Genomic DNA, 13470 nt, shown 5'->3' on the forward strand with positions numbered 1-13470 from the left:
TTTTTTCTTTGTAATTTAATTATCATAAAACTTAGTTGGTATTTCCCGTCGTTTTTTAGGAGTTTGCCGCCTTAAGTTTTAATTTCGCGCTACAAATTTAAAGCCATTGGCTATCATAACCAAATAAGGAAATGACAATCGAAGAAAGAAAATCATATTTTGTTCAAGTGGGAAAATTCCTGAGTCTTTTTGGGGATGCGACTAATAATTCAATAAAAATAACGCCTGAAAACGAAAGATTTTTTAATGAATTAAATAATAAAATTGATCAGGCTGTTCATTATAACGGCTGGTTTACTCGAGAAAACGTGATTTTTTCACTTCAGCAATGGAGCAAAGCGCTAACGCAAAGCAATTTGGATCAATGGCTTGAACCTTATAAATTCGATAAACCAGAACAAAAAACAGTAGCCATTATTATGGCAGGCAATATCCCATTAGTTGGATTTCACGATTTTGTTTCGGTTTTAATTTCAGGGCATAAAGTACTGGTAAAACAATCTTCTAACGATAAACAATTGTTACCAGTAATTGCCGGGTTTGTAATGAATATAGCGCCAGAATTTGAAGAACGAATAAAATTTACTGAAGAGAAACTTACCAATTTTGATGCGGTAATCGCTACCGGAAGCAATAATACCGCCCGCTATTTTGAGTATTATTTCTCGGGGAAACCTAATATTATAAGAAAAAATCGAAATTCGGTAGCCATACTTACCGGTAATGAAAGTAAAGAAGAACTGGAAGCTCTAAGCGAAGACGTTTTTAGATATTTTGGTTTAGGTTGCCGTAATGTTTCTAAACTTTATGTGCCCAAAGCATATGATTTTGATTCTTTCTTTAAGGCGATGTACCCGTGGAATACTTTATTAAATTCAGCTAAATACGCCAACAATTACGATTATAATAAAGCGGTGTATTTAATGAGTGAATTTAAATTACTGGAAAACGGGTTTCTTATTCTGAAAGAAGATGAAAGCTTCGGCTCTCCTATCGCCACTTTATTTTATGAAAAATATGAAGGTGAAAAAGAATTACAGGAAAAACTTGAGCAAAATAAAGAAAACCTGCAATGCGTTGTAGGAACCAATGCCGATGTTAATTTTGGCCAAACCCAACAACCAAAATTATGGGATTATGCTGATGGCGTAGATACTTTAAAATTTTTAGAAGAACTTTAAAACATAAGACTAACCACTTTTATAAACCAACTATGAAAAAACATAATTATAGCGCCGGACCCTGTATTTTACCACAGGAAGTTTTTAAAGAAGCGGCGCAAGGTATTTTAAATTACCAGGATTCAGGCTTGTCTATTATGGAAATTTCGCATCGCAGCGCTGCTTTTGTAGATGTGATGGAAGAAGCCCGAAGCCTTTCCCTTGATCTTTTAGGACTTCAAGATAAAGGCTACAAAGCCCTTTTTCTGCAAGGCGGTGCCAGCATGCAATTTCTAATGACTGCTTATAATTTATTGAATAAAAAAGCAGCTTATCTCAATACCGGTACCTGGTCTACCAAAGCGATAAAAGAAGCGAAACTTTTTGGTGAAGTATTTGAAGTTGCCTCTTCAAAGGACAAGAACTTCAACTATATCCCAAAGAATTATCAAATTCCCTCTGATGTAGATTATTTTCACTGCACCAGCAATAACACTATTTTTGGGACCCAAATTAAAGATTTTCCGCAAATGGATGCACCAGTTGTTTGTGATATGAGTAGCGATATTTTTTCCCGTGAACTCGATTTTTCAAAATTTGATCTTATTTATGCAGGAGCTCAAAAAAATATGGGCCCGGCAGGAACTACACTCGTTGTGCTCAAAGAAGATATCTTAGGAAAGGTTGAGCGCGAGATTCCTTCAATGTTAAATTACAAAGTACACCTGGAAAAGGATAGTATGTTCAATACCCCGGCTGTTTACGCGGTTTACGTTTCGCTATTAACCCTAAAATGGATTAAAAATAACGGCGGAATTGCAGCCATGGAAAAACGAAATAATGAAAAAGCCGATTTACTTTATAAAGAAATAGATAGAAATCCGCTTTTTAAAGGTTTTGCTGAAGTTGAAGATCGTTCGGTAATGAATGCCACTTTTAATCTTACCGATGAAAGCAAAAAAGAAGCTTTTGATAAACTTTGGAAAGATGCGGGCATTAACGGACTTAACGGCCACAGGAGTGTTGGCGGTTACCGTGCTTCTATGTACAACGCTTTAGATATTGAAAGCGTAAAAGTCCTGGTTGAAACAATGCGGCAGCTGGAACAGCAGTCGTAAATCAGAATCCAAAACCCGGCCTGAAACTGGATAAATAAATTGAAAACGTACAGGAAAAAAAATATAATCCTTTACAAAACTCCCATAAGAGGGATTAAATAATAAATAAATGAAACCTGAAGATTTTTTTAATAAACCCACTACTCCAACTCAACCTGAAAGGATTAAAATCCTGGCCAACGACGGTCTTGCAAAAGCCGGGATAGAACAACTTGAAAAAGCAGGTTTCGAGGTCATAAGTACAAAAGTAGCTCAGGAACAACTTGCTGATTATATAAATTCAAAAAACATTCAGGTTTTACTTGTTCGAAGCGCTACCAATGTAGACAAAGCAATTATTGATACCTGTAAAAATTTAAAATTAATTGGCCGCGGTGGTGTTGGCTTAGACAATATTGCGGTAGAATATGCTGAAAGCAAAGGCATACAAGTCATTAATACGCCACAGGCAGCTTCAGGATCGGTGGCAGAACTTGTTTTTGCGCATCTTTTTAGCGGAGTAAGGAAATTGTTTGATTCTAACAGGAATATGCCTTTAGAGGGAGAATCAAGATTTAAGGAATTAAAGAAATCCTATTCCGCAGGAATCGAACTGCGAGGAAAAACCCTTGGAATTATAGGTTTTGGTAAAATTGGTCGTAAAGTTGCTAAAATTGCTTTAGGCCTGGGAATGAAGGTTATTGCGAGCGATAAAGAAGATGGGGAAGTAAAAATTACTTTAGAATTCTATAATCATCAAAGTATAGAAATCCCTATAAAAACTGAACCTGTAGAAGGACTTATAAAACATTCAGATTTTATAACGCTACATGTACCTGCTCAAACTAAACCATTAATTGGAAAAAAGGAACTGGAAGCGATGAAACCGGGAGTGGGGATCATTAACACTGCTCGTGGTGGCGTTATAGATGAAGTAGCGCTTTTGGATGCTATAGAAGATGGTAAAGTTGCTTTTGCAGGCTTAGATACTTTTGAAGCCGAACCAAGACCGGCCATTAAATTATTGATGAACGAGAAATTGTCTTTAAGTCCGCATATAGGTGCATCTACTTTAGAAGCCCAGGAACGTATAGGTTTAGAACTTTCAAAACAAATTATTTCTTATTTTAAAAAATAAACAACCTGAGAGCAAGCTTAGTAGCCATTGATAGCGAATAGTTGTTTAATTATAACGGAGGTCTTTTGAGCATCTAATCTCCATTATCGAGCAGATTATAATAAAGCTTTAACGTGACTTACTATTTAAAAGCCGTAAATTCATTTTAATAAAAAATAAAATCATGGCTTCAATATTAGATTTACTTAATACCCAAACGGGAGATCAGCTGGTGAATAAAGCCAGCGAAAAAACTTCAGAAGAGAAAAGTAAAATTACCTCGGTATTGGGAATGGCTATGCCGTTAATTCTTGGCGCGATGAAAAGAAACGCTAAAGATCCTAAAGGTGCCGAAAGTTTAGATAAAGCTTTACAGGATGAAAAACATAATGGAGAGGTTTTAGATAATTTGGGAGAAAAAGATCCTGAAGACCTTACTAACGAGGGTAGCAAGATTTTAAACCACGTTTTAGGAGCAAAACAAAGCGGAATTAGTAAAACCATTGCCGGAACATTAAATATTGATGAATCTACGGTGAATAATATCCTGGAAATGGCTGCCCCGGTAGTTATGGGCTTATTAGGACAGCAAAAAAGAAAAGATAATGTAGGTTCTTCAGGTTTATCTGGTTTATTAGGTTCGGTTATGGGATCTGATGATTCTCACGACCAATCTTTACTGGAAACTTTATTAGACGCCGATGGTGATGGCAGCGTAATAGATGATGTTGCCGGAATGGCATTTGGAGGTAAAAAAGGCAAAAAAGGGGGTAGTCTGCTTGGTGGTATGTTAGGCGGAAAATAAATTAATTTAAAGAATATTATATTTTTCAGCAGATAAGATTTTAATATATTCCTTTTTGTTTGATGAAAAGGAATAGATTGAAAAATTTAGTCTCGATTTTAGAATAAAGAACAGGCATGAAAAACTTCATTTATATTTTACTACTGGGTTTATTTATTTATAGCTGCGGAAGCTCAAGAAATAGAAACCTTGGAGATTCTCAAATAAATGAGGATACAGTGCGCATTGCAAACGATAGCCTGGAATATGAAATTATAATTATTGAACCGGGTTTTAATCTTTTTATAAATTCCATAGCTAAACCTGAAGGTTATTATTCTCAACAATACCTGGAAAACAAAAACCGAATTTTAGTTTCAGATTATAATCAGCGCGTTAGGCAACCCCAGGTATATAATTCCGATCTGTATTTGCAGGAAATTAATTACGATCCTAATATAGATTACGGGTACGAGGTAAATTATTTGCTATACAATTACTTTGTGTTTTTCAGCAGGCATTATAATCAGCGATTCTCTGTACCTACGCGTATTTAACACTCATTATTTTAATTCTTCGAAGCTTTTAGTATTTTTGCGGCATGAATAAGTTAAAAGCACGTTGGGGTATAGATTCTAATTGGCAAATATTTATAATATTTATAGTGTTTGCTATTACGGGATCTACTTCAGCTAAATTAGCTGAGCCTCTATGTAATTTCCTGGGTATCTACCAGGCATCCTCTCATTGGGCGGTTTACTGGAGCGCTAGAATATTCCTGATTTTTCCTATTTACCAGGTTCTATTGGTTAGTTTTGGCTGGATTTTTGGCCAGTTTCAGTTCTTTTGGGCCTTCGAAAAGAAAATGCTAAGTAGAATGGGCTTTGCTAAATTATTCCAGTAATTATTCTTGAAATTCCTTAAACACATATTCGCTATATTATTGGGAGCATTACTTTTGCTTCCGGTTGTAATAAGTTTCTCGCATATTTTTAGCGGTCACGGCCACGAATTATGTGTAAATTATGCTGATAAGCATTTTCACGAAAGTAGCCTGGACTGTGAACTCTATTCTTTTCATCAAAGTCCGGTACTTGCTGCCGGTTTTATAAATTTTGAGCCGCTTGTAGAAAAACAGATCAAAAAACAATTCTTCGATTTTTATCAATTTTTAAGTGATTATCAAAAGCTCCCTTTCGAGCTTCGCGGTCCTCCACTGGCTGCCTAACATCCGTTTTTATTTGTTAGAATTTTAATTATTTAAAAATAATATATGAAAAGTTTACTTTTCTCATTGCTTTTTATAGCAGTGAGTCCAATTATATATGCTCAGAATAACTTCTCGGGCAAGGTTACCAATGCTGAAACCGGAGAACCGGTATTTAGTGCCAATGTTTATTTTCCTGAATTAAGTAAAGGTGCTATGACCGATCTTGATGGCAACTTTACAGTTGAAAATATCCCTAACGGAAAATTTAAAATTATAGTTTCTTCAGTAGGTTTCGGCACATACTCCAACGAATTAGATTTTCCTGAAACTTCTACTTTAAGTATCACTTTAGAAAAATCGGCTATAGAGATGGAAGAAGTGATAGTCTCTACTCCTTTTCACCAGTTACAAAGTGAAAATGTAATGCGTGTAGAGCGGGAGAATGTAGCAGAATTAAACCGTAAAGGAGCCGTTACTTTAAGCGACGGGATAACCCAAATTGCCGGCGTGGAAAGTTTAACCACAGGAGTTGGAATTGGAAAACCGGTAATTAGAGGTTTAAGTTCTAATCGTGTTTTGGTTTATACACAGGGAGTTAGATTAGAAAATCAGCAGTATGGAGATGAGCACGGGCTTGGTATTAGTTCTAAAGGAATTGAAAGTGTTGAGATTATAAAAGGCCCTGCTTCCCTGCTCTATGGAAGCGATGCCATTGGTGGTGTACTTTACCTTAACCCAGAACGTTATGCAGCAGCAAACAAAACTAACGCTGAAGCAGATGTAAATTATTTCAGTAATACCCAGGGATACCAGGGAAGTGTGATGGCCAAAACATCTGGAGAAAAATTAAAATTTCTGGCTCGCGGTAGTTATGCCGCACATAGTGATTATGAAACCGGGGATGGAGAAAGGGTTACTAATACCCGATTTAATGAAACCGATTTTAAAGCGGGCATCGGCTACCAGGATGCTAAATTCAAAACCGATTTAAGGTATAATTTCAATAAATCGAATATTGGAATTCCGGAAGAAATAGGGGTACAATCTACAGATAAAGATCCCCTTCTTCCCTACCAGGAAATTGATAATCATATTCTAAGTTTAGAAAATAAACTTTATTTCAGCAATTCAAGTCTTGATTTTAAAGTAGGTTATCAATACAATAACCGGAAAGAGTTTGAAGAACACCACCACGAAGGAGAGCACGAAGAAGAAAATGCAGAGGAAGAACATCTGGAAGAGAATGAAGGTACCGACCATCCTGCTTTAGAAATGCACCTTGAAACCTTGAATTATAATCTAAAATATAATTTACCAAGAACAGGGAGATTTGAAACAATTTTGGGAGTTCAGGGAATGCACCAAACCAATACAAACTATGGCGAAGAAATTTTAATCCCAGATGCCACTACTACAGATTTTGGTTTTTTCGCGACTACCCACGTTCATTTTGACCGATGGGATTTCCAGGGAGGTTTACGTTTTGATACCAGGAGTATAGACAGCAAAGCAGTAGAAGCTCACGAAGAAGAACATATAGGAGACGAGCATGAAGGGGAAGAACATGAAGAGGAACACGATCACGACCACGAAACAGGCGAAATTGCAGCAATAAATAATTCGTATAAAAGTATAAACGGTGCGCTGGGGGCAAAATATAATGTTACCGAAAATTTAAGCGCAAGATTAAACCTGGCTACCGGTTTTAGAGCGCCAAATTTATCTGAATTAACTTCTAACGGTTCTCACCACGGTACCAATAGGTATGAGGTTGGAGATCAAAATCTTGAAAATGAACAGAATTTCCAGGTAGATCTTTCTTTAGAATGGCGAAATAAGCATTTTGAAGCTTTTGTGAACGGCTTTCATAATTCAATAAGCGATTATATTTATTTACAGCCTACGGGAGAATTAATAGATGATAATCCTGTTTTTGAATACACTCAGAATAATGCTGAATTATACGGTGGTGAAGTTGGAGTTCATATTCACCCGCACCCTTTAGACTGGTTACACCTTGAAAGTAGTTTTGAGACCGTAACGGGAAAAAGAAGGAATGGAGAATATTTACCGCTAATTCCAGCAAATTCCTTAACCAATACTTTAAGATTAGAATTTGACAATCCAGAAGATAAAATATATAGTAAGTATTCTTTCTTAAGATTGAAAAATGTATTTAATCAAAATAATGTAGATGCTTTTGAAACCCGTACCGGTGGTTATGGTCTATTAGGTGCAGGATTTGGAGGGCAATTCGCTATTAATTCCAGTGAAATGAGAATTGGCATAAGTGCAAACAATATTTTGAATAAAGATTATATCTCCCATCTTTCGCGTTTAAAACCCGACGGTATCTCTAATATTGGTAGAAATATTTCTGTTTCAGTAAGGTGGTTGCTTTAATTAAATAATCCACAAAAAGACCCAATCTATTTTATGCAAATAAAAAGACCTCACATTACCGCATCTGCGGAATTGTGAGGTCTAATTTTAAGTATTTGGGGTATTTAAACTATAATTTTCTTTTTCCCTTTAACTTCGGGATTATTGTCTTCTATATTATCTATATGGGTTAGATCATTTTTCTTTCGTTTTTTAAGAAAACTATAGGCTGCAATTCCCGCTCCGGCTGCTACTGCTCCTACTCCAAGGGCACTTGCCGGTTTTCTCATAATCATTTTTCCTGCTTTGAAGATCACAGCTCGTTTAAGCCATTTTATTCCTTTCTGTATTGCTTCTTGGTTATTCATAATATTTTTTTATTGGTTTAAGCCCGAAATTTTTCGGTTTATATAAATATCGTGGTAATTCTAAATACCTAACGTTAAAGAGATTTCAAATAACACAGTTTTAACGCTCTTAGATCGAGAGAATATTCAGTTGAAATTTTATTCAAAAGCGGTAACTTTCTTAGCATATCTCTCTGAAGCTGAATTTAGTTGCGCTCCTAAAAGCACGGTAAAGCAACTAATAAAAAGCCATAGCATCATAATAACCACTGCGGCAATAGAACCATAAACTTCCCCATAACTTCCAAAATTACTAACATAAAAAGAGAAACCCCATGAAGCGATTAACCAAAGAATAGTGGCGACCAACGCCCCGGGAACCACCCATTTTAATTTAGGGTTATTCCGCGCAGGAGCATATTTATAAATAATGCAAAGAAAAAATCCAACAATTAATGCTAGAATTGGCCAGCGTAACCAACTAATAAGGTTTTCAATATTTTGAGGCAAGCCTAATTCCCCTACTACGGCGGGAAAAACAACTATTAAGCCCATACTTAAAATCACCAGGATAATAGCGGCAAAAGTAAATAATAAAGTAAGTGCATTCTGTTTTATAAATCCCCGGGTGCTGCGGGTTGCATAAGCAATATCAATACCGGTAAATAAAGATTTCATTCCTTTATTCGCACTCCAAATACTAAATAAAATACCTATTGCCATTCCCCAACCTAATGTTTTACCCGAAGTGGAGATAAATGCTTCCAGCCTCTTTTCAACAATCCCAAAGGCTTCCTCTGGCACCATGGAAGCAAGCTGGTTTAATTGATATTCAATTTGCTCAGGATTTACCGCCAACCCGTAAATTGAAACCAGCGCCATTACAGCTGGAAAAATCGCTAAAAATGCATAAAAAGCTACACCGGCAGATACTATACTTAAGTTATTCTCATCTATTTTATCTTTTATTATAATTGCTATTTTCTTCCAGCCGGAAAATGAAATTTTTGACGGATTGGAAATAGTGTTTCGGTCCTGTTCAAACTCTGCCATATTATAAATTTTGCATTCAGCATAAATTACATAAAACATTTAAAACCAAAGAGTACCCGCTGTTAAAGAGTTTTTAAATAATTTACAACAAATGCAAAAAAAAGCGGAATCCCGATAAGGAATTCCGCTTTTATAAAGTTTTGAAAGAGTTTTACTCGTTAATCGAAAATTAGCTTTAGGCTTTACTCTATTATTTCAACTTCAATTACCCGTTCTTTAGGTTGCTTCTTTTTACTCCACACAAAAGTATAGAAATACATTAGCGTAAATGTTGGAATAATATCGGTTCCCGGTAAAATCTCTTCAATAAATACAAGTACAGATGCTACTTTTCCTTTTCTCCCGGGGTACATTTCGCCCATTTTTCTGGCTGCATAAGGTGCCCATAATAAATCAAGAAACGGACCCACTAAAGGAATTGCCATAGTAGCCATACCAATAGCATCGTACATTAGGCCTTTTATAAATAGTTTATCTTTTAAAAGTTTCATTTTGATTGCTTTTAGCCAAATAAAGCAAATAAAGTGCCAGTTTGTTATTTAAGATCTGAGCTAATGAGTTTTAAAAACTCATTTCTGGTTTCTATCTTCTCAAATTGCCCCCTAAATCCTGAAGTTGTAGTCGCACTATTTTGCTTTTGCACTCCTCGCATCATCATACACATATGTACGGCTTCTATAACTACTGCTACTCCTTTTGGTTTAAGGGTGTTGTTTATACATTCTAAAATATCATGCGTTAAACGCTCCTGCACTTGTAGCCGGCGGGCAAAAACATCTACCACTCTGGGTAATTTGCTTAAGCCAACAATATGGCCGTTAGGAATGTAGGCAATATGAGCTTTTCCAAAAAAAGGCAACATATGGTGTTCGCATAATGAATATAATTCTATGTCTTTTACCACCACCATCTCATCATAACTCTCCTTGAACATCGCTTTTTCTAAAATGGTTTTAGCATCCATTTTATAACCCTGCGTTAAGAATTGCATAGCTTTTGCCGCGCGTTCTGGAGTGTTTTCTATGCCTTCACGGCTAATATCCTCCCCTATCCCTTCAAGGATATTTTTATAATTTTGCTGAAGTCCGTCAGTAACCTCAATATTATATTCTTCTTTAAATTTATAAGCCATCTTTTTATTATTTCAGTTTATCTGAAAAAACTTCAGTTAGTTTTTTTATTTTAGGATCTATAATAAACTGGCAATATGGCTGCTGTCTATGCTGGTTATAGAAATCCTGGTGCTCTTTTTCTGCAATATAAAAATCTTTTGCCGCAGTTATTTCGGTAACAATTTTATTCTCAAATATCTTTTTTTCTTCAAGTTCTTCAATCACCTTCTCTGCGGTTTCTTTCTGTTTTTCAGAATGATAAAAAACAGCGCTACGATATTGGGTTCCCACATCGTTTTGTTGTCTATTTAATGTGGTGGGATCGTGTGTGGCAAAAAATACATACAGCAAATCCTGAAAACTAATTATTTCTGGATTAAACCTTATCTGTATGGCTTCAGCGTGACCTGTTCTGCCCGTTATAATTTCACGATAAGCAGGGTTTTTTATATTTCCGCCGGTAAATCCCGAATGTACCTGTTCTACTCCTTTTAAACGTTGAAAAACAGCTTCGGTACACCAGAAACAACCTCCTGCCAAAGTTGCCAGTTCTAAATTTTCTGTATTCATAGATTAATTTTGTTTAGCAAATTTAAGGTAATAATAAACAAATTAGATATAGTTTAACTTGAATTTAAATCAAAGCTTTGACTGCATTGAGAACTATGATATATTTGAACTTATTTTCAATCAAATTATCAATTAATGCCTGCAAAAATCCGGTTAATTTTAATATTCCTCATTTTTACTCAACAAATTTCGGCTCAAATTGAGAGTCTTCCGCGTAAAAATTATACGGCAACAAAAATTCAGGAATCTCCGGTAATTGACGGAATCTTAGACGATAAAGCCTGGAATAACCTTACCAACGCTAAGAACTTTGTGATGTATTATCCTGGTGATGGTAATCTTATTCCCCAAAGTCATAATACCGAAGTGAAAGTAGTTTATACCAATGAGGCGCTGTATATCGCCGCATATTTATATGAAAATAGACCGGAAAAGATTGTAAAACAGTATACCCAACGGGATAATTTGGAGCAAAGCGATTATTTTCAAATAGATATTAATACCTATGACGATGGTGAAAATCAAATAAGGTTTGCCGTTACCGCTGCGGGTACCAGAGCCGATGCTAAAATAACCGGAAATAACGAGGATTTCGGGTTTAATATAGTTTGGGAAGCAGAAGTTTCTCAAGATGAAAGTGGATGGTATGCCGAAGTTCGCATTCCTTACGCTGCCTTGCGTTTTTCCTGAAAAACAGGAACAGGAATGGGGAATTCAGTTTTTAAGGCAAATTTCGCACAGAAATGAAAGTTACACCTGGAATTATGTAGATAAAGCTGTGGGTTTAATGAGTCAACAAACCGGTTTGCTTACAGGTATTAAAAATATTGAACCTCCTACCCGACTGAGTTTTTATCCATATACTTCGGCTGAAATAGACATATTTGATGGTCAAACTGAAACTAATTTTAATGCCGGCCTGGATGTAAAATATGGAATTAGCAAAGCCTTTACTTTAGATATGACTTTAGTGCCAGATTTTGGCCAGGTTGCATATGATGATGTAGAATTAAATTTAGGCCCGTTTGAACAAATCTTTGGGGAAAACCGCGCATTCTTTACCGAAGGAACAGAACTTTTTACAAAAGGAGATCTTTTTTATTCGCGCCGAGTAGGAAATACTCCCATTGGTTTTAATAGCGCCCAGCGGGAAAAACTCGATAATGAAGAAATTCTTGAAAATCCTGAAAGAACCGATCTTATTAATGCTTTAAAGATTTCTGGAAGAACCGAGAGAGGCCTGGGCGTAGGTTTTTTTAATGCTGTTACCGCTGAAACTAAAGCGATTTTTAGGGACATTCTCACCGGCAATCGCAGCGAAAAAATTACAGAACCACTGGCCAATTATAATATCCTGGTGCTTGACCAACGTTTTAATAAAAATTCTTCTATTAGTTTAATTAATACTAATGTTACCAGGGAAGGGAATTTTAGGGATGCCAATGTTACCGGATTTCTATTTGATATTTTTAATAAAGCTAACTCCTTTAATTTTGTAGGAGAAGCAAAAATGAGCAATGTGAATTTACCGGGCCAAAATGAAACGGGCTTCGCTTCTTTATTTTCAATAAACAGAACCAAAAGAAATCTTAGGTATGGAGTTTCTCACGAATTCGCTAACGAAACTTATGATATTAATGATCTTGGAATAAGTTTTACAAACAATTACAACAATTTTTATCTGAATACTTCTTATCAAACTTTTGAACCCACCGGCATTTTTAATCAATATAACATAGAGTTATATGCAAATCACCAACGGCGTTACCGTCCCGATGTGAATGTGGCAAGCGGCGGCGGTCTAAGCATTTTTTGCTATGACCCGAGATCGATTTGCCTTTGGAGGTTTTGCTGAAGTAAATTCAGCTTTTAAAGACTTTTTTGAACCAAGCAGGGAGAATACTTTTATCACCTATCAACCAAATATTGCGGCAAACGGCTGGATATCTTCAGATTATAGAAAAAAGTTAGCTGTAGATGTTCGAAGCACCTACCAAACTTTTAGTAAAAGTTCCCGGGAAAGTTTTAATTTTATTTTTGAGCCCAGAATACGTATAAACAATAAGTTTTTAGTGATTTATGGTTTTGAATACGATAACGAAATAAATCGTCCCAGCTTTGTAGGCCTTCAACCGCGAGATGTTATTTTTGGAAACAGGGATATGAAAAGTTTTGAAAATTCGCTTCAGGCAAATTATAATTTCACCAAGAAACAGGGTTTAAATTTAAGTTTTAGAAATTTTTGGTCGTTGGCGCAGTTTCAAGATGGAAGCTTTTCAAAATTAAACGAAGATGGAAGTTTAACTTCAATAAATTACAACAGGGAAGAAAATTATAATCCCGATGCTAATTTTAATATCTGGAACCTGGATCTAAGCTACCGCTGGCAGTTTGCTCCCGGCAGTGAAGCTATTTTACTCTATAGAAATTCTATTTTTAACCAGGATGAATTAAGTTATCTAGATTTTCAGCAAAGTTTGGATAATTTATTCAACAGGCCGGCACGACATAATTTTAGCCTACGAATAGTGTATTATATAGACTACAACCGGGTAAAAAACATATTCAATTCTTAGCTTGGGGGTTTTGCTGAATTTGGCTAATTTTCACGAGCCTAATAAATCTCTCTAACCAGGTG

The 13470-nt window shown here is 35.8% G+C and carries 16 protein-coding genes; 11 read left to right on the forward strand and 5 right to left on the reverse strand.

What is annotated here, in order from left to right:
• The first annotated feature begins 131 nt into the window (after positions 1-131).
• From BM084_RS13250 to BM084_RS13285, 8 genes are all read left to right on the forward strand, one after another.
• Positions 132-1181 carry an acyl-CoA reductase gene (locus BM084_RS13250; protein WP_093305402.1) on the forward strand — a complete coding sequence of 350 codons (1050 nt, stop codon included), beginning with the start codon at positions 132-134 and terminating at the stop codon, positions 1179-1181.
• A 32-nt stretch (positions 1182-1213) separates the two neighbouring features.
• Positions 1214-2278 carry a 3-phosphoserine/phosphohydroxythreonine transaminase gene (gene serC / locus BM084_RS13255; RefSeq protein WP_093305405.1) on the forward strand — a complete coding sequence of 355 codons (1065 nt, stop codon included), beginning with the start codon at positions 1214-1216 and terminating at the stop codon, positions 2276-2278.
• 163 nt (positions 2279-2441) lie between these two features.
• On the forward strand, positions 2442-3395 hold the full coding sequence (locus tag BM084_RS13260; RefSeq protein WP_093305459.1) for a D-2-hydroxyacid dehydrogenase: 954 nt from the start codon (positions 2442-2444) through the stop codon (positions 3393-3395).
• A 163-nt stretch (positions 3396-3558) separates the two neighbouring features.
• Positions 3559-4179, forward strand: a complete 621-nt coding sequence (locus tag BM084_RS13265) for a DUF937 domain-containing protein (protein WP_093305407.1) — start codon at positions 3559-3561, stop codon at positions 4177-4179.
• A gap of 116 nt (positions 4180-4295) precedes the next feature.
• Positions 4296-4715: a DUF6146 family protein gene (locus BM084_RS13270; RefSeq protein ID WP_075326995.1), complete on the forward strand. Its 420-nt coding sequence runs from the start codon at positions 4296-4298 to the stop codon at positions 4713-4715.
• A gap of 44 nt (positions 4716-4759) precedes the next feature.
• Positions 4760-5062 (forward strand): DUF6787 family protein, encoded by a 303-nt coding sequence (locus BM084_RS13275; RefSeq protein ID WP_075326996.1) that lies wholly within the window; start codon positions 4760-4762, stop codon positions 5060-5062.
• Positions 5063-5101: 39 nt separating this feature from the next.
• A complete protein-coding gene (locus tag BM084_RS13280; RefSeq protein ID WP_093305409.1) occupies positions 5102-5386 on the forward strand; it encodes a hypothetical protein in 285 nt (94 codons plus the stop codon).
• A gap of 45 nt (positions 5387-5431) precedes the next feature.
• Positions 5432-7771: a TonB-dependent receptor gene (locus tag BM084_RS13285; protein ID WP_093305411.1), complete on the forward strand. Its 2340-nt coding sequence runs from the start codon at positions 5432-5434 to the stop codon at positions 7769-7771.
• A gap of 104 nt (positions 7772-7875) precedes the next feature.
• Here the strand turns inward: BM084_RS13285 and BM084_RS13290 are convergent, their stop codons facing one another.
• The 5 genes from BM084_RS13290 to msrA all read right to left on the reverse strand — a co-directional run bounded on the left by BM084_RS13290 (position 7876) and on the right by msrA (position 10832).
• A complete protein-coding gene (locus BM084_RS13290; protein WP_093305413.1) occupies positions 7876-8118 on the reverse strand; it encodes a hypothetical protein in 243 nt (80 codons plus the stop codon).
• A gap of 138 nt (positions 8119-8256) precedes the next feature.
• Positions 8257-9150 carry a YihY/virulence factor BrkB family protein gene (locus tag BM084_RS13295; RefSeq protein WP_093305461.1) on the reverse strand — a complete coding sequence of 298 codons (894 nt, stop codon included), beginning with the start codon at positions 9148-9150 and terminating at the stop codon, positions 8257-8259.
• A 182-nt stretch (positions 9151-9332) separates the two neighbouring features.
• Positions 9333-9641 (reverse strand): hypothetical protein, encoded by a 309-nt coding sequence (locus BM084_RS13300; RefSeq protein ID WP_093305415.1) that lies wholly within the window; start codon positions 9639-9641, stop codon positions 9333-9335.
• A 44-nt stretch (positions 9642-9685) separates the two neighbouring features.
• On the reverse strand, positions 9686-10282 hold the full coding sequence (folE, locus tag BM084_RS13305; RefSeq protein WP_093305417.1) for a GTP cyclohydrolase I FolE: 597 nt from the start codon (positions 10280-10282) through the stop codon (positions 9686-9688).
• A gap of 7 nt (positions 10283-10289) precedes the next feature.
• Positions 10290-10832, reverse strand: a complete 543-nt coding sequence (gene msrA / locus BM084_RS13310; RefSeq protein ID WP_093305419.1) for a peptide-methionine (S)-S-oxide reductase MsrA — start codon at positions 10830-10832, stop codon at positions 10290-10292.
• Between the two features lie 135 nt (positions 10833-10967).
• Here msrA and BM084_RS19435 point away from each other — a divergent pair, with 135 nt between their 5' ends.
• The 3 genes from BM084_RS19435 to BM084_RS19545 are packed head-to-tail and all read left to right on the forward strand — an operon-like array spanning position 10968 to position 13408.
• On the forward strand, positions 10968-11522 hold the full coding sequence (locus tag BM084_RS19435) for a carbohydrate binding family 9 domain-containing protein (RefSeq protein ID WP_245764376.1): 555 nt from the start codon (positions 10968-10970) through the stop codon (positions 11520-11522).
• Positions 11479-12687, forward strand: coding sequence for a DUF5916 domain-containing protein (locus BM084_RS19540; protein WP_262506679.1), 1209 nt, complete (start codon positions 11479-11481; stop codon positions 12685-12687). Before BM084_RS19435 ends, BM084_RS19540 begins: the two co-directional genes overlap by 44 nt.
• A complete protein-coding gene (locus tag BM084_RS19545; protein WP_262506680.1) occupies positions 12650-13408 on the forward strand; it encodes a DUF5916 domain-containing protein in 759 nt (252 codons plus the stop codon). Before BM084_RS19540 ends, BM084_RS19545 begins: the two co-directional genes overlap by 38 nt.
• Positions 13409-13470 lie beyond the last annotated feature (62 nt).

The organism is Salegentibacter agarivorans, from assembly GCF_900113135.1.
Taxonomy (GTDB): Bacteria; Bacteroidota; Bacteroidia; order Flavobacteriales; family Flavobacteriaceae; genus Salegentibacter; species Salegentibacter agarivorans.